General features: G+C 66.7%; 9 protein-coding genes. 4 read left to right on the forward strand and 5 right to left on the reverse strand.

The annotated features are described in order from the left end of the window. Positions 1-17 precede the first annotated feature (17 nt). Complete coding sequence (gene dprA, locus ACQ4MJ_RS22340) at positions 18-1,205, forward strand: DNA-processing protein DprA (protein WP_431151228.1); 1,188 nt, start codon at positions 18-20, stop codon at positions 1,203-1,205. A gap of 64 nt (positions 1,206-1,269) precedes the next feature. On the opposite strand, the gene ACQ4MJ_RS22345 is transcribed toward dprA, so the two are convergent. The 5 genes from ACQ4MJ_RS22345 to ACQ4MJ_RS22365 form a co-directional block, all read right to left on the reverse strand. After that, a complete protein-coding gene (locus ACQ4MJ_RS22345; RefSeq protein WP_121421622.1) occupies positions 1,270-3,642 on the reverse strand; it encodes a DUF1631 domain-containing protein in 2,373 nt (790 codons plus the stop codon). A gap of 17 nt (positions 3,643-3,659) precedes the next feature. After that, positions 3,660-4,610, reverse strand: coding sequence for a protein translocase subunit SecF (gene secF, locus ACQ4MJ_RS22350; protein WP_121421621.1), 951 nt, complete (start codon positions 4,608-4,610; stop codon positions 3,660-3,662). Positions 4,611-4,622: 12 nt separating this feature from the next. Continuing rightward, positions 4,623-6,506 carry a protein translocase subunit SecD gene (secD, locus tag ACQ4MJ_RS22355; protein ID WP_228897166.1) on the reverse strand — a complete coding sequence of 628 codons (1,884 nt, stop codon included), beginning with the start codon at positions 6,504-6,506 and terminating at the stop codon, positions 4,623-4,625. Between the two features lie 161 nt (positions 6,507-6,667). Further along, positions 6,668-7,003 (reverse strand): preprotein translocase subunit YajC, encoded by a 336-nt coding sequence (gene yajC / locus ACQ4MJ_RS22360; RefSeq protein WP_055400362.1) that lies wholly within the window; start codon positions 7,001-7,003, stop codon positions 6,668-6,670. Positions 7,004-7,304: 301 nt separating this feature from the next. Continuing rightward, on the reverse strand, positions 7,305-10,880 hold the full coding sequence (locus ACQ4MJ_RS22365) for an indolepyruvate ferredoxin oxidoreductase family protein (protein WP_431151227.1): 3,576 nt from the start codon (positions 10,878-10,880) through the stop codon (positions 7,305-7,307). A gap of 191 nt (positions 10,881-11,071) precedes the next feature. Here ACQ4MJ_RS22365 and ACQ4MJ_RS22370 point away from each other — a divergent pair, with 191 nt between their 5' ends. From ACQ4MJ_RS22370 to ACQ4MJ_RS22380, 3 genes are all read left to right on the forward strand, one after another. Continuing rightward, entirely contained in the window at positions 11,072-11,557 is a 486-nt protein-coding gene (locus tag ACQ4MJ_RS22370) for an Lrp/AsnC family transcriptional regulator (protein ID WP_055400366.1), read from the forward strand. A gap of 386 nt (positions 11,558-11,943) precedes the next feature. Then, positions 11,944-14,922, forward strand: coding sequence for a DUF2339 domain-containing protein (locus tag ACQ4MJ_RS22375; protein WP_431151226.1), 2,979 nt, complete (start codon positions 11,944-11,946; stop codon positions 14,920-14,922). Continuing rightward, positions 14,919-16,409 (forward strand): DUF3999 domain-containing protein, encoded by a 1,491-nt coding sequence (locus ACQ4MJ_RS22380; protein WP_431151225.1) that lies wholly within the window; start codon positions 14,919-14,921, stop codon positions 16,407-16,409. The genes ACQ4MJ_RS22375 and ACQ4MJ_RS22380 overlap by 4 nt, the downstream gene beginning before the upstream one ends. Positions 16,410-16,500: the final 91 nt, after the last annotated feature.

The following is a 16,500-nucleotide window of genomic DNA, read 5'->3' on the forward strand; positions in this document are numbered from 1 at the left end:
TTCTATCAACTGCCTCCATGGACCGCGACGAGCTGGGCGCTTGGTTGCGCCTCACGCTTTCCCAGGGCGTGGGCAATGGCGCCGCGCGGCGCCTGCTGTCCCGTTTTGGGCTGCCGCAGGACATCTTCCGTCAACCCGAATCTGCCTTGCAGCACTGTGTGACCTTGGCCCAGGCCAAGGCGCTGTGTACCGTACCCAGCGGATGGGAGGCGTTGCTGGAGACCACCTGGCATTGGCTGGAGGGAGCAGACCCACAAGGACCTGCCCGTGCGGTGATCACATTGGGGGATGCCCGGTATCCACAGTCGCTGCTGGACACCGAAGATCCCCCGCTGCTCATGTACCTGATGGGGGCGGCCCGGCTGCTTGCGCAAAACCCGTTCCCGACCGGCCGGTGCCTGGCCGTGGTCGGCAGCCGCAACCCCACGGCACAGGGCACGGACAACGCGCGGCTCTTTTCGCGCGCACTGCGGGGGGCGGGCTTCACCATCGTCTCGGGGCTCGCACTGGGTGTGGATGCGGCAGCCCATGAAGGTGCTCTGGATGTGTCCTCCGACCCCTTTGCGGAGGCAACACCCTCCACCATTGCGGTGGTGGGCACCGGGTTGGATCGCGTCTACCCCCGCAAGAACCTTGACCTGGCCCACCGCATCGCAGCCCACGGGGTGTTGGTCAGCGAATACCCCCTGGGCACGCCACCGCTGGCCGCCAATTTCCCCAAGCGCAACCGCATCATCTCCGGCCTCTCTCAAGGCACTCTCGTGGTCGAGGCGGCGTTGGCGTCTGGTTCGCTGATCACCGCCCGAATGGCGGCGGAACAGGGCCGTGAGGTTTTTGCCATCCCCGGCTCCATTCACGCACCGCAGTCGCGGGGTTGCCATGCGCTCATACGCCAGGGCGCCAAGCTGGTGGAGTCCGCGCAGGATGTACTGGAAGAACTGCGCATGCCCCCTGCGGCAGGCAAGCAGAGCGCCTCTTCTGGCGCTGCCTTGCTTGACGAAGAAGGCAGCAGGGATATCGACACTCGCGAGACTGAAAGCCCCCTGTTGCAGGCGCTGGGTTTTGACCCCATGGGGGTGGATGCCCTGGTGGCCCGCACGGGCATGGATGCGGCGTCGCTGCAGGTGGAATTGCTGGAGCTGGAGTTGGATGGCCAGGTGGCGCGTCTGCCAGGCGGCCTGTACCAGCGGCTGGGCAGCGCCTGACGCTGGCGGTGGCCTCTCGTTGCCGGGTGGCACAGGCATCGTCTTGATGCCCCCTGAAGCCGCATCAGTCCAGCAGCCGCTCGGGGTTCGCGTCCAGCTTGGCCAGTGCATCGCGCGTGGCGCGCAAGGTCAGGCCTTCTTCGTCCTGGGCCACGAGCAAGCCCGCTTGCAAGTACGCAGCCAGCCTGCGCAGCTGGATCAGGTAGCTGCTGCCATCCACGGCTGCGAACAGGTGCAGCTGTTTGCGCTGGCTTTGCCATGCGTACTGCACCTGGGCCGATGCGCCGTTGTGGTCCAGCGTGTACCAGGTGCCAGGCTGCAGTTCCTGGGCCCAGGCCACCATGGCGTCTTCCACCGGGGCACCGTTGTCGGCGACCACGTGAATGGACGAAGCATCGATACCCAGCATCATCTCGATGTTGTCGGCATTGAGCGGCATGTCGCCCAGCGTGGCGTCGCTAATAAAGTCCTCCAGATTGGCCAGGCGCTTGGCCATGGCGTCAATGTGGGCCTGCGGGATGGAGGCCGTCTTGGACAGGAAGGCATCGGCCAGGGTGTCGGTGAGGATCTTGATCTGGGCGTCCTGCGGCGCGCCGTTCACGCCCATGAGGGCCAGCCCCTGGCGCAGTCGCTGCAGCAAGCCAGGAAGATTCTGGATGACCTGCGCGCGGTCGCTGCGGTTGGGCTTGGCACTGGCGGCCCAGACGAGGTCGGCGGCTGTGCGCTTGAGCGAGATGGTGTCTGCGTGCTGGGGGCCGTCGCGCACGGCCGAGAGGGCTAGGACTTCGGCCCAGGTCTTGAACAGAAACTCGCGGATCTCGTCGCGCACCGGCATGTCGCGCAGCATGGTACGCAGCTCGATGGTGTACTGGATCGCCAGCGTCTCCCTTTGCTCGACCTGTTGAGCCACCGTCACCAAGCGCGACGTAGCCTGTTTTTCGGTGAGGAACTTGGACAGGAATTTCTCGAACTCGTCGTAGACGAGCTGGAACACCCGGCGGCCGGTTTCAGGGTACTGCTCAATCACCTGTACCACGCGACGGATTTCCGCCTCCAGTGCGCTGCCATTGATGCTGGTCGCATCAAAGCCCATTACGCAGGCGCCCATGCGGTCGATCAGCTGGCGCGCTGGGTGGTTGAGGTTGCTGAAAAACTCTGGCTCGGCCAGTGCCACGCGCAGCACAGGCACCTGAAGTCGCGCAAACCACACGCGCACGGCTGGCGGGATGCGGTCTTCGGCCAGGATGCTCTGGAACATCAGGGCCACCACCTCGATGATGGCTTTTTCACCGGCCGTCGAGGCCTTTTTCTTGAGTTCGGTCGAGCGTTCGCGCACGGCCCCTGCCAACTGGACCACGGCCGCAGGGCTGTAGTCTTCCATCAGGGTGGCGACACCGCTGTAGTACGTGTCGGCGTGCACACGGTGGGCGGTCAGTGCATGGGCCAGCGCCGCAGACGCTGGTGGGGCATTGACCATGTCGAAGCCGGTGGCGGGCTGTGTGAGCAGCCTGCGCAGTTGCCCCATCACACCGTGGGCGCGCTGGCGGGCGCGTGCCAGCGGAGTCATGCCGGTGGCAAACGCAGTGGGCATTCCGTGCTGCGGGTAGCCCGGCGGGGGCATGCGGGACGGATGCTGGGGCATGGGCCGACCGCCTTGGGGGGGCATCATGCCCCCGCGCGCTGCCGCCATGGCATCCCGAGTCTGGGCCAGGGCCTGGGAGGCCAGGCCTCCGGCCCCGGAGTCGTTGCTCCCACCGCTGCCGGTGATCGCCCCCCCTGCCGTGCGCCGCACGCGGGACTTCAGGTCCGCCTGTGGCGTCACACCCTGTTCCACATAGAACACGTTGACGGCCTGGTACTGTTTCTGGAGCAAGTTGGCCAGTTCCCGCTGCAGCGGGTCCACCACGGTCTGCAGGTCGGTGCGGGGCAGTCCGGCCTCCACCCACTGCTCGACCAGCAGCAGGCACACGGCTTCCGGACGGAGGATATCGCTGCTGTCGAGTTCCTGGCCTTCCAGCGACTGGGTGCGCTGGCGCAGTGTGTCGAACTGCTGGCTCACCTGTTCGCTGACCGTCAGGGCCATGCGTGAAGCCAGGATCTTGTTTTCCACCACGTCGTCGCTCAACAGTTCGAACTGGGGGTTTGCGCCATTGGCTGCCAGGGCACCCCGGGTGGTGCTGCTATGGGGGGCCAACGCATCGCGCCAGGCCTTGCCAGTGCGATCTGTCCAGGCTGCGTGGTGCTGTTGATACCGCATCCAGGCATCGCGGTGCGACTGCATTTCGCGCGCCGTGCCCGTCTGGGTCATCAGCGTTGTCAGGAGGTCCAGGACCGTCTTGTCCAGGTCCGGGAGCCCTGCACAGATGCCCTCTACGAACCGCTGGCGCGCCTGGCGGGCCAGGCGGCGCTGCGGAACGGAAGAGGGCGTGGGCTGCATGGGCAGATATTAGCGGGTCAGACGGTGGCTCCGGCATGGGGATCATTCGGATCCCCATCTTTTCTGACGGGCTTGACAAGGTCCTCGCGTTTTACGCCCAGCCACATGGCGATGGCGGCTGCCACGAACACGGACGAGTAGATGCCGAACAGGATGCCGATCGTCAGCGCCAGCGCAAAGTAGTGCAGGCTGGGGCCGCCAAAGAAGAACATCGACAGCACCATGGCCTCGGTCGAAGCGTGGGTGATGATGGTGCGGCTCATCGTGCTCGTGATGGCGTGGTCGATCACCTCGTGCGTGCTCATCTTGCGGTACTTGCGGAAGGCCTCGCGGATCCGGTCGAAGATCACCACCGACTCGTTGACCGAGTATCCCAGCACGGCCAGCACAGCAGCCAGCACCGACAGCGAGAACTCCCACTGAAAGAACGCGAAGAAGCCCAGGATGATCACCACGTCATGCAGGTTGGCAATGATGGCTGCTACCCCGAACTTCCACTCGAAGCGGAAGGCCAGGTAGATCACGATGCCCACGACCACCATGGCCAGCGCCATAAGGCCGCCGTGCACCAGTTCCTCACCCACCTGCGGGCCGACGAACTCGGTGCGGCGCAGCGTGACCTCGGGGTCAGCGGCCTTGAGTGCGCCCAGCACCTGCTCGCTTTGCTGCGCGGATGTGACGCCCTTTTGCACGGGCAGCCGGATCATCACGTCGCGGGCGGTGCCGAAGTTCTGCACCTGCACGTCCGGATAGCCCAGGCCGGAAACCGTCTCGCGGACCTTGGCCAGCTCGGCGGGCTGGCTGTAGGCCACTTCCATGACCGTACCGCCGGTGAACTCCACCGACAGGTGCAGGCCACGGGTCAGCAGGAAGAACACTGCGAGGGCAAAGGTGATGAAGGAGATCGCGTTGAAGATCAACGCGTGCTTCATGAAGGGGATATCTTTTTTGATGCGGAAGAATTCCATGGCCGTTGTCCTTTAGTTCGTCTTGGCCACGGCGGTGTCGGTATCTGGCTTCCAGACCGTACCGATCGACACGCTCTTGAGCTTCTTCTGGCGGCCGTACCACAGGTTCACCAGGCCCCGCGAGAAGAACACGGCCGAGAACATGCTGGTCAGGATGCCGATGCAATGCACCACGGCAAACCCGCGCACCGGGCCGGAGCCAAAGGCCAGCAGGGCCAGGCCTGCAATCAGGGTCGTCACGTTGGAGTCGAGAATCGTCGCCCAGGCACGCTCGTAGCCCGTATGGATGGCCGCCTGTGGCGAGACACCCGAGCGCAGCTCCTCGCGGATGCGTTCATTGATCAGCACGTTCGAGTCAATGGCCACCCCAATCGCGAGGGCCATGGCGGCAATACCCGGCAATGTGAGTGTGGCTTGCAGCATCGACAGAACCGCCACCAGCAGCAGCACGTTCACGCCCAGCGCAATGCTGGAGAACACGCCAAACAGCATGTAGTAGGCGCACATGAAGATGGCAATCGCGATCAGACCCCAGACCACGCTGTTGATGCCGCGCTCGATGTTGTCGGCGCCCAGGCTGGGGCCGATGGTGAATTCTTCGATGATTTCCATGGGCGCCGCCAGCGAACCGGCGCGCAGCAGCAGCGCGGTGTCGTTGGCTTCGGCCGTGGTCATGCGGCCCGAAATCTGCACGCGCCCACCGCCGATTTCGGTGCGGATCACTGGCGCGGTCACCACTTCGCCCTTGCCCTTTTCAAACAGCACGATGGCCATGCGCTTGCCTACGTTCTCGCGCGTGATGTCCTTGAAGATGCGCGCACCCTTGGCGTCCAGCGTGAGGTTCACAGTGGGTTCCTGCGTCTGGCCGTCAAAGCCCGGCTGGGCATCGGTCAGGTTCTCGCCGGTCAAGATCACCTGTTTCTTGACGATGACTGGCTGGCCGCTGCGTTCCAGATAGCGTTCCGAGCCGAACGGCACGGGGCCACGGCCAGTCTCGGCGGCGCGGGCTTCGGTGCCCTCGTCCACCAGGCGAACTTCCAGCGTGGCGGTGCGGCCCAGGATGTCTTTGGCCTTGGCCGTGTCCTGCACACCGGGCAGCTGCACCACGATGCGGTCCAGGCCCTGCTGCTGGATCACTGGTTCGGCCACGCCCAGTTCGTTGATCCGGTTGTGCAGCGTGACCATGTTCTGCTTGAGCGCCTGCTCCTGCACCTTGCGCGTGGCTTCGGGCTTGATGGCAACGCGCAGCTTGAATTCAGTGCCCTCGGGCGTGCTGGCGACCTGGAGGTCGGGGAACTGGTCCGCAATCAGGTTGCGGGCTGCAGTCATCGTGGCTTCGTCGCGCACCTTGATGTCGATGTTCTGCCCTTCGCGGCTGATGCCACCGTGGCGAATGCTCTTGTCGCGCAGTGCGGTGCGGATGTCGCCTGCGTACGACTCGGCTTTTTTGGTCAAGGCCGCCTGCATGTCCACCTGCAGCATGAAGTGCACGCCGCCGCGCAGGTCCAGGCCCAGGTACATGGGGTTGGCGTGCAGGGATTTGAGCCAGACGGGCGAGCGGGACACCAGGTTCAGCGCCACGATGTACGAGGGATCGCTGGCGTCGGGCACCAGGGCCTTCTGGATCGCGTCCTTGGCCTTGAGCTGCGTGTCGGGCGCATCGAAACGCGCGCGCACCGAGTTGCCTTCCAGTTCCACGAAGTCTGGCGTGACGCCAGCCGCCTTGAGCGCCTCTTCCACCCGCTGCTGCACGGCGGTGTCCACCTTGACGGTGGCTTTGGCCGACGAAACCTGCACGGCAGGTGCCTCGCCGAAGAAATTGGGCAGGGTGTACAACACCCCCACCAGCAGCACGATCACCAGGATCGCGTACTTCCAGACCGGATAACGGTTCATGATCGCGCTCTTATCTCAGTATTTCAGGCGCTGTGTGCGCCGATCCCCTCATGCCAGCGGACACCGTGGAACTGGCGTTGCCAGGCCACGGGCGTCGTCCCCCTTCCCGCGCGCTGCGCGAGAGAAGGGGGAAGCGGCGCAGCCGCTCAGGGGGTTGATCCTCACTTCACCGAACCCTTGGGAAGCACCTGAACCACGGCGCTGCGCTGCAGCTGCACTTCCACGCCGCTGGCGATCTCGATGTGCAGGAAACCTTCGGACAGGCGCGTGACCTTGCCGACGATGCCGCCTGCGGTGGCCACTTCGTCGCCCTTGGCAATGGCTTCGATCATGGCGCGGTGTTCCTTCTGGCGCTTCATCTGGGGGCGGATCATGACGAAGTACAGCACCACAAACATCAGCACCAGGGGCAGCATGCCCGTGAGCGTGGACATCATGTCGCCGCCGCCAGCGGCTGCTGCGGGTGCGGTTTGGGCAAAAGCGGAAGAAATAAACACGGACTGGACTCCACAACGGATGTTCAAAATTCACACAACCCGCCAGAGGCAAGCGCCATAGCGCCTGTCAGGGCAGAACAGGGCATTGTATGCGGCGCCTCGCCTGTGTCCCCAGGAGGAAGACCCAAGGCGGCAGCGGGTGTTTGCCGCGCCAGGCGGCGCAAGGGATGGATTGACAGTTATTTGGGTAAAAATGGCTGCTAGCGCTTGATGGTTATGCATTTATAGCTCATCAATTAATAGCAAAAAGCCCGCGCCAGGCGCGGGCTCTCCGCCCCAAACGGCCGCTGCGGGCCGTGTGTCAGGCCGCCTGGCGCCGGGGCTCGGTCGCCTTGCCGCTGCGCCACTGGGCCATCAGGCCGTCCCATTTGGGGCGTGCCGCTTTCAGGTGGCGCTCCTTCACGTGGCCATAGCCCCGGATCTCTTCGGGGATGCGGGCGATCTCCACGGCCAGGGCCAGGTTGTCCGCATTCAGCGTGGCCAGCAGTTCGTCGATGCAGGCGCGGTATTCCACGATCAGCGCGCGCTCCATGCGGCGCTCCTCGGTCTTGCCGAACACGTCCAGCGCCGTGCCGCGCAGACCCTTCATCTTGGCCAGCAGGCCAAAAGCGCTGCGCATCCAGGGGCCGAAGGGCTGCTTGACGAGTTCGCCCTTGTCGTTCTTCTTGGCCGTCATGGGTGGTGCCAGGTGGTGCACCAGCTTGTAGTCGCCTTCGAACATGTTGGCGATCTTGTCCGTGAAAGCCTGGTCGGTGTGCAGGCGCGCCACTTCGTACTCGTCCTTGTACGCCATGAGCTTGAACAGGTAGCGGGCCACGGCTTCGCTCAGGCGGGTGCCGACGTCCAGCCGCGATTCGGTCGCCTTCACCTTCTCGACAAACGCGTGGTACTCGGCCGCGTAGGCCGCGTTCTGGTAGCCAGTGAGGAATTCGACACGCTTGGCGATCATCTCGGTCAGCGAGGGCTTCTTCACAAACTGGATCACCTGCGCAGCCTGGAACAGCGCCTGCACCGACGCCAGATCGTGCGCGCAGCGGCGGCCCCATTCAAACGCGGCCTTGTTGTTGTCCACCTGCACGCCGTTGAGTTCCATGGCGCGCATCAGCGATGCCAGCGTGAGCGGCACGCGGCCCTTTTGCCAGGCGTAGCCCAGCATCAGCGGGTTGGTGTAGATGCTGTCGCCCAGCAGCTGGGTGGCCACCTGCTCGGCGTCAAAGCTGCCCACACCGCCTGCGCCGACCGCCGCAGCAATCGCGCTGTCGCAATTGGCACCGGGGAACTGCCAGTCCGGGTTGGTCACGAAGGCCGCCGTGGGCGTGCCGTGCGTGTTCAGCGCCACAAAGGTACGGCCCGGTTGCATCACAGCCAGTGTGTACTTGTGCGCCGCCACGATGGAGTCGCAGCCGATCACCAGGTCCGCCTTGGCCGTATCGACCTTGGTGGTGTAGATGGCTTCGGGGCGGTTGGCGATCTGGATGTGGCTCCAGGTGGCGCCACCCTTTTGCGCCAGGCCGCCAGCGTCCTGCGTGATGACGCCCTTGCCATCCAGGTGCGCCGCCATGCCCAGCAGCGAGCCGATGGTGATCACGCCCGTGCCGCCCACGCCGCCGACCACGATGCCCCAGGCCGCTTCCGCCACCGGCAGCACGGGTTCAGGAATGGACGGCAGCGCCGACAGGTCGCCTTTCTTTTCCTTCTTGGGCTTCTTGAGCTTGCCGCCCTCCACCGTGACGAAACTGGGGCAGAAGCCGTTGACGCACGAGTAGTCCTTGTTGCAGGTGCTCTGGTTGATGCGGCGCTTGCGGCCAAATTCCGTCTCCACCGGCTCGACGGAGAGGCAGTTGGACTTGGTCGAGCAGTCGCCACAGCCCTCGCACACCAGCTCGTTGATGACCACGGTCTTGTCGGGCGTGGCCAGGGTGCCGCGCTTGCGGCGGCGGCGCTTCTCCGTCGCGCAGGTCTGGTCGTAGATGATGACCGTGCAGCCCTTGATCTCGCGGAACTGGCGCTGCAGCGTGTCGAGCTCGTCGCGGTGGTGCACCGTCACGCCATCGGCCAACGGTACGCCGTCGTACTTCTGCGGCTCGTCGGTCACGATGATGAGCTTGACCACGCCCTCGGACTTCAGGCTGTTCATGATCTGCAGCACCGAGTGGCCTTCAGGCCGCTCGCCCACCTGCTGGCCGCCGGTCATGGCCACGGCGTCGTTGTAGAGCACCTTGTAGGTGATGCTGGTGCCGGCCGCAATGCTCTGGCGGATGGCCAGCAGCCCGCTGTGGAAGTAGGTACCGTCGCCCAGGTTGGCGAACACATGCTGGTCGGTGGTGAACGGCGCCTGGCCCACCCAGGTCACGCCCTCGCCGCCCATCTGCGTGAAGGTGCTGGTGTTGCGGTCGGGCATCCAGTTGGCCATGTAGTGGCAGCCAATGCCGGCCACGGCGCGAGAGCCTTCGGGCACGCGGGTGCTGGTGTTGTGCGGGCAGCCGCTGCAGAACCACGGGGCGCGTTCGCCCGTGTCCACCTTCAGCTCGGTCATCGCGCGCTCGCTGGCTTCGATGACGGCAATGCGCGAATCCATGCGCGCGATGATGTCGCTCGATACGCCCAGCTTCTTCAGGCGCTTGGCAATCGCCTTGGCGATGATGGCGGGGGTCAGGTCGGCCTTGGCACGCAGCAGCCAGTTCTGGCTGGGGTTGGGCATGCTCCATTCGCCGCCCGTCGCATCGCCTTCGGGCTCGTCGAACTTGCCCAGCACATTGGGGCGCACGTCGGCGCGCCAGTTGTACAGCTCTTCTTTCAGCTGGTATTCGATGACCTGGCGTTTTTCTTCCACCACCAGGATCTCTTGCAGGCCTTGTGCAAAGTCGCGCGTGATGGTGGCTTCGAGCGGCCACACCACGTTGACCTTGTGCACGCGGATGCCCAGCTGGCGGCAGGTGTCGTCATCGAGGCCCAGGTCCACCAGCGCCTGGCGGGTGTCGTTGTAGGCCTTGCCGCTGGCAATGATGCCGAAGCGGTCGTTCTTGCCTTCGATGACGTTGTAGTTGAGCTTGTTGGCGCGGATGTACGCCAGGGCCGCGTACCACTTGTAATCCATCAGGCGCGCTTCCTGCTCCAGCGGCGCGTCGGGCCAGCGGATGTGCAGACCGCCGGGCGGCATCACGAAGTCCTCAGGCATCACGATCTTCACGCGGTCCGGGTCGATGTTGATGCTGCTCGAAGACTCCACCACCTCCTGGATGGTCTTCATGCCCGACCACACGCCCGAGAAACGGCTCATGGCAAAGGCGTGCAGGCCCATGTCCAGGATCTCTTGCACGCTGCTCGGGAAGAACACCGGCGTGCCGCAGGCCTTGAAGATGTGGTCGCTCTGGTGCGCGGCCGTGCTGCTCTTGCTGATGTGGTCGTCGCCCGCAATGGCGATCACGCCGCCATGCTTGGCGGTGCCCGCCATGTTGGCGTGCTTGAACACGTCCGAGCAGCGGTCCACGCCCGGGCCCTTGCCGTACCAAATGCCGAAGACGCCGTCGAACTTCTTGCTCTGCGGGTACAGGTCCAGCTGCTGCGTGCCCCAGACGGCCGTGGCGCCCAGCTCTTCGTTCACGCCGGGCTGGAAGACGATGTTGTTGGCCGCCAGGTGCTTCTTGGCCGCCCACAGCGCCTGGTCATACGTGCCCAGCGGGGAGCCCCGGTAGCCGCTGATGAATCCGGCGGTGTTCAGCCCGGCCACCGCATCGCGCTGGCGCTGCAGCATGGGCAGGCGCACCAGGGCCTGCACCCCGCTCATGAAGGCCCGGCCGTGGTCCAGGGAATACTTGTCGTCAAGCGTGACGGTTTCCAGCGCCTTGCGGACGGATTCTGGGAGTGGGGCATTCATGGCTATGTCTCCAATGGCTTTTTTGTGGGGTCCGCGCCTTGTGGGCCGGTGGGGGGCAGAGTCCATCCGCCCGTTTAGGGCCGCGACTCCAGTGTGGAGAGAAGTGTATGTCTGCGCCGCTGATATGTCTTTGCGTTCTGTGCCGTGTTTAGGCTATTCTGAGAAAGGATCTTTCTCATTGCTGCCATTTTGTGAACACTCTCGACAAATTCGATATCGCCATCCTCAACGAACTGCAGGCTGACGCTCGCCTGACGAACGCCGAGCTGGCCCAGCGCGTGGGCCTGTCGGCCGCGCCCTGCTGGCGCCGCGTGCGGGCGCTGGAAGAGCAAGGCTTCATCAAGGGCTACCGCGCCGAGATCGACCGGCACAAGATTGGACTGGGGGTGCTGGCCTTTGTGCGGCTGGACGCCGACCGCAGCACGGGCAACCTCACGCGCAAGATGGAAGAGGCCATCCGCCAGATCCCCGAGGTCGTGTCCTGCCACTACATCAGCGGCACCGGCACCTTCGAACTGCAGGTGGTGGCGCGCGACCTGGACAGCTTTTCGCAGTTTGCGCGCGACGTGCTGCTGAACCTGCCCAATGTGAAAGACATGCACACCAGCTTCTCGCTGGGCGAGGTGAAGGCCAGCGGGGCGCTGCCGCTCACGCACCTGGCGCGGGCCAAAGGGTGATTGCTATTAAATCGGTAGCTGATAGGGCTTGATGGACGCGCGGAAAGGCCTGTTTTGGCTTCAAATCCGTGCAGTGCAAGCCCTCGTCCCGGGGCGAGGGGCTCGATGTGGCCGGGCGCCCTGCAAGGTAACAAGGCGTTAGGGCGTGGTTCCTGCGCAGAGTGTGCTGTATAAGCCTGCGGAACCACAGCGGGGCTGCCAAGCTGCCGCACGCACCCTCTCCGCCACGCGCCTGCAAGGCCCTGCACCTCGTGTCCCTGACCGGGGTGTTGGTTCGCAAGGCGGCTGCGCGAGCGGTTGCCGGTGGGTCTACCAATACGACGGCTTCTTTCGCGCACAGCCCCACGGCCTGCCGACCGGAGCCCAAAAAAGAGGGCGAGGGCGGCATGATCATCTGGGGCATTTTCTGGGGCGCGGTGCTGGGCTCGTGGTTCGGCGGTTACGGCGACTTCGGGCCGTTTGTGGGCGGCATTCTGGGATTTTTCGCCGGGCTGTCGCTGCGCTGGGCGATCCGCTCGGCCATCCGCACCGAGCTGCAGGCGCACGCCACCAAGGCCACCGCCCAGCCCACGCGGGCACCGCAGGCGGCGGCGGTTGCCGAAGACCGGCCTGAGGCGGCGGCGCCCGTGCCGCAAGGGCCCGTGCTACAGGCACCCCCTCCACCACCCACCCCCAGCGACGATCCTCGGGATGCGGACGACGCTTTTTGGGCCGGCGAACTCACGCCCCAAGGCCTGCCGCGCGTCCCTTCGTCGGCCCCGGTGGCCAACCGCACGGACGCGCCTGCCGCGCCCCGCAAGACAGCCCCGCCCGCGCAGCCCAACCCCATCGAGCTCGCCGTGCTCGCGGCCAAGAGCTGGCTCCTGGGCGGCAACACCATCGTGCGTGTGGGCCTGGTGATCCTGTTCATCGGCCTGTCTTTCCTCGCACGCTACGCCGCCTCCGCCGGGCTGCTGCCGGTTGAATTCCGCCTGGCGGCGGTTGCAGCGGTGGGCATTGCGCTGCTGGGGGTGGGGTTCCGCAAGCGCACCGACAAGCCCGGCTTTGCGCTGGCCCTGCAGGGCGGCGGCGTGGCAGTGATGTACCTCACCGTGTTTGCGGCCTTCCGGCTCTATGGGCTGCTGCCGCCGCTCTGGGCCTTCGGGCTGATGATCGCGGTCTGCGCGGCCAGCTGCGCGCTGGCGCTGCTGCAGGATTCGCGCGCGCTCGCGGTGGCGGCGTTCGCCGGGGGCTTTGCGGCGCCCATCCTGCTGTCCACCGGCCAGGGCAGCCACGTGGGCCTGTTCAGCTACTACACCCTGCTCAACCTGGCGATTCTCTTCATCGCCCACCAGCGCTCCTGGCGCGTGCTCAACGTGGTGGGTTTTGTCGCCACCTTTGGCGTGGCCACGGCCTGGGGGGCGCTCAAGTATGTGCCCGCTCACTACGCCAGCACGCAACCCTTCCTCGCGGGCTTTGTGCTGATCTACCTCGCCACCGCCATCCTCTATGCGCGCAACACGCCCACGAAGCTGGGCAAGACGGTGGACAGCATGCTGGTCTTCGGCACGCCGCTGGTGGGTTTTGGGCTGCAGGCCGGGCTGGTGCAGCCGTTTGAGCTGGGCGCGGCCTTCTCGGCGCTGGCCTTTGCTGCGCTCTACCTGCTGACCGCGACCGTGCTGGTGCGCCGCGCGCAAGCCAGCTGGCGCCTGCTCACCGAATGTTTCATCGCCATCGGCGTGGGCTTTGCCACGCTGGCCGTGCCGCTCGCGCTGGATGCGCAGTGGACCTCGGCGGTGTGGGCGCTCGAAGGCGCGGGCGCCTTCTGGGTCGGCATGCGCCAGGCGCGCTGGATGCCGCGGGCCTTTGGTCTGGTGCTGCAGGTCGTCGCCATGCTGGCGTTCATGAGCGGTGTGGACGGCGGGGGCCTGCAGGTCTCGCCCCTGCCGCTGGCCAACCCGGCCTTCCTGGGTGCGATGCTGATTGCGCTGCCCGCGCTGCTGCTGGCCTGGTGGCTGCGCCAGCCGCTGTCACACAGCGGTTCGGCCTGGGCCCAGGGCTATGCCAGGGTGGAGGTGCTGCTGCCCAATCCGGCCTACCTCTACGGCTTTGTCTTCTGGTGCCTGGCCTGGTGGCTGGAGATCACGCGGCGCGTGCCTAGCCTGGAGGCGGGCCAGTGGCCCGTGCCGGTGTTCTCGGACCGCGTTGCCGAACTGCTGGGCATGTTGGCCGTGGTGCTGAGCGCCGCGCTGTCGATGGTGCTTGGCCTGCGCACGCGCTGGGCCGTGGCCACCTGGCCCGCGCGCGCCACCATCGGCGTGCTGGCGCTGGGGTTCGTGGCGCAGGTGGTGGACGGCCACCGTGTGTTGAGCACCCCCGCCTGGGCCGTGTGGCCCATCGTGCTGGCGCTGCATGGGTGGATGCTGTGGCAGACCGATCGCTGGCAGGCGGCGGACACTGAGGGCCCGTCCGCCCAAAGCGCGCCGCGCTTCGGCTGGTTCCACGCCGCCACGGCCTGGCTGGTGACCTTGCTGCTGGCCGACTGCCTGTGGTCCGGCATCGGCAAGGCCGAGCTGTGGCGCACCTCGTGGGCCGGTGTGGTCCTGCTGGTCAGCGCGATTGCGGTGCTGATGCTGCTCGCGCTCTGGGCGGGCCGTGGCAACCAGCCTGCGGCACGTGCGGCGCTGCCCTGGCCGCTGAACCCGCATGCCGAGGCCTACTACTGGCTGGCGGCCCTGCCCCTTGCGGTACTGGTGTTCGGGGGCGCGCTGCTGGCCGCCGTGCATTCGTCCGGACACACGGCGCCGCTGCCCTACATCCCGTTGCTCAACCCCACCGACCTGACCCTGGCGCTTGCGCTGGGCGGCCTGGTGTTCTGGCGGCGGGTGCTGCTCGCAGCGCTGCCGCCCCCGGCCCGCTCGGGCGGGGTCACCGGGCGCCATGCGCTGGTGGCCTTGGCGCTGCTCGCGTTCATCGTGATCAACACCGTGTGGCTGCGCGTGGCCCACCACTTCTTTGGCGTGCGCTGGGATGCCTCGGCGCTGTTCAACAGCTTCGTGGTGCAGACCGGCTACGCCATCCTGTGGACGCTGCTGGCGCTCAGCCTGATGGTGCTGGCACACCGCCGCGTGCAGCGGCCGCTGTGGCTGGTGGGCGCGGGCCTGCTGGGCGTGGTGGTGGTCAAGCTGCTGCTGATCGATCTGTCCAACGCGGGGGGTGCTGAGCGCATCATTGCCTTCATCGCCGTGGGTGTGCTGATGCTGGTGGTGGGCTACTTTGCGCCTTTACCTCCGAAGTCGCCTCCGAAGTCGCCACCCAAGGCGGACGCCCCTGCGGAGCCTGCCGCGCCACCGCTGGCGCCATCGCAACCAGAAACACTGCCATGAAGAAGCCTGTCGCCCTGAACCTGCCCCTGGTGCTGGCCGCTGCCGCCCTGTCCCTGTGCACCGGCGTGGCCCAGGCGGCGGCCGATGCCAACAGCCCTGCGGCCTACGCCATCCGCGTTCCTGTCACGCTCGCGGCCGATGCGCCGCTGCAGCGCGTGATGCTGCCCGCCGAGGTGCTGGTGCGCCTGCAAAGCCCGGGCTATGCCGACGTGCGCCTCTTCAACGGCGCGGGCCAGCCCGTGCCGATGGCCCTGGCCGGTGTGGCGGCGGCCAGCGCGCCCGAGGAATTGGTGACCCTGCCCGCGTATCCCATCCTGGGCGCCGCCAGCACGGGCACGGCCGGGCTGGAGGGGCTGTCGCTGCGCATCGAGGAGCGCCAGGGCCAGCGTGTGGTGCAGATCGACACGGCCGCCACGACCACCACGGCAGGCCCTGCCACCCCGCAGGCCGTGCGCGGCGCGCTGCTCGACGCGCGCAATGTGCAGTTGCCCGTGGCCCGCATGGCCCTGGACGTGGATCTGCCTGCGGGCCAGCCCGTGACGTTCCGGGTGCAGGCCAGCAAGGACCTCAAACATTGGCAGCCGCTCGCCGAGACCGTGCTCTACCGTGCGGACGCGGCAGCGGCGCCCACGGCACCGGGCCGCCTGGGCAACGAGCAGATTGACCTGCAGCGCGCCGACCTGAAGGGCCACTACCTGCGCGTGACCTGGGGCGACGCTGCCGTGACCCTGCGCGGCGCCACGCTGGCCACCTCGCGCAGCACGGGCCCGCGCGAGCGCGTCAGCGCCAGCATGGCCACGCCCGCCCTGGCCAACCCGCGTGAACTGGTGTTTGCGCTGCCGTTTGCCACGCCGGTCGCCGCGCTCGCCATCACGCCGCCCGGCAGCAATGTGCTGATTCCGGTGCGCGTGCTGGGCCGCAACCACCGCGAGCAGCCTTGGTCGCCACTGGCCAGTGCCGTGGTCTACAAGATGGCAACCGGCGGCAAGGAACAGGCCAGCGGGCCCGTGGAGCTGGGCGGCGCCTCGGTGCGCGAGATCAAGATCGAAGCCGACCCCAAGACCCCCGGTTTTGCTGCCGCGCCCGCTTTGGCGCTGCAGTTCGAGCCCGCGCAGCTGGTGTTCCTGGCCAGCGGACAGGGGCCCTTCACGCTGGCGGCCGGGCTGCCCGGGGCCACGGCGGCGGCCAGCGCCTTCCTGCCCCTGGCCAGCCTGGTGCCGGGCTACCAGCCCGCGCAAGAGAACACCCTGCCCGTGGCGCTGGCGGCTGTGGCCCGGGCCGACATCACTGGCGGCAAGCCCGCAGACGGCGACGGCGCGCTGGTGCCCGCTGCGGCGGCCAGCGGCGGCATCTCCACGCGCAGCGCCGTGCTCTGGGGCGTGCTGCTGGCGGGCGTGGCGGCACTTGGGCTCATGGCCTGGCTGCTGCTGCGGCAAACCAAACAGGCGGGCGCTCAGGCCCCGGCTGCGCCGACCGATGCCCCATGACGAAGCGCGGCACCGGTGATGGCCCGTTTGGCGCAGGCCCGCAGTGGGCTATTTGGCGCTGAGCCACCACAGCCGCGCCAACCGTCGCACA

It is taken from the genome of Acidovorax facilis, from assembly GCF_050626955.1.
Classification (GTDB): Bacteria; Pseudomonadota; Gammaproteobacteria; order Burkholderiales; family Burkholderiaceae_C; genus Acidovorax; species Acidovorax facilis.

What these genes read in the sequence shown, in the direction of transcription:
- ACQ4MJ_RS22380 (WP_431151225.1), top strand. Translation starts at nt 14,919, where the DNA reads ATGAAGAAGCCTGTCGCCCTGAACCTGCCCCTGGTGCTGGCCGCTGCC.
- ACQ4MJ_RS22345 (WP_121421622.1), bottom strand. Translation starts at nt 3,642, where the DNA reads ATGCAGCCCACGCCCTCTTCCGTTCCGCAGCGCCGCCTGGCCCGCCAG.
- secF (WP_121421621.1), bottom strand. Translation starts at nt 4,610, where the DNA reads ATGGAATTCTTCCGCATCAAAAAAGATATCCCCTTCATGAAGCACGCG.
- ACQ4MJ_RS22365 (WP_431151227.1), bottom strand. Translation starts at nt 10,880, where the DNA reads ATGAATGCCCCACTCCCAGAATCCGTCCGCAAGGCGCTGGAAACCGTC.
- ACQ4MJ_RS22375 (WP_431151226.1), top strand. Translation starts at nt 11,944, where the DNA reads ATGATCATCTGGGGCATTTTCTGGGGCGCGGTGCTGGGCTCGTGGTTC.
- secD (WP_228897166.1), bottom strand. Translation starts at nt 6,506, where the DNA reads ATGAACCGTTATCCGGTCTGGAAGTACGCGATCCTGGTGATCGTGCTG.
- dprA (WP_431151228.1), top strand. Translation starts at nt 18, where the DNA reads ATGGACCGCGACGAGCTGGGCGCTTGGTTGCGCCTCACGCTTTCCCAG.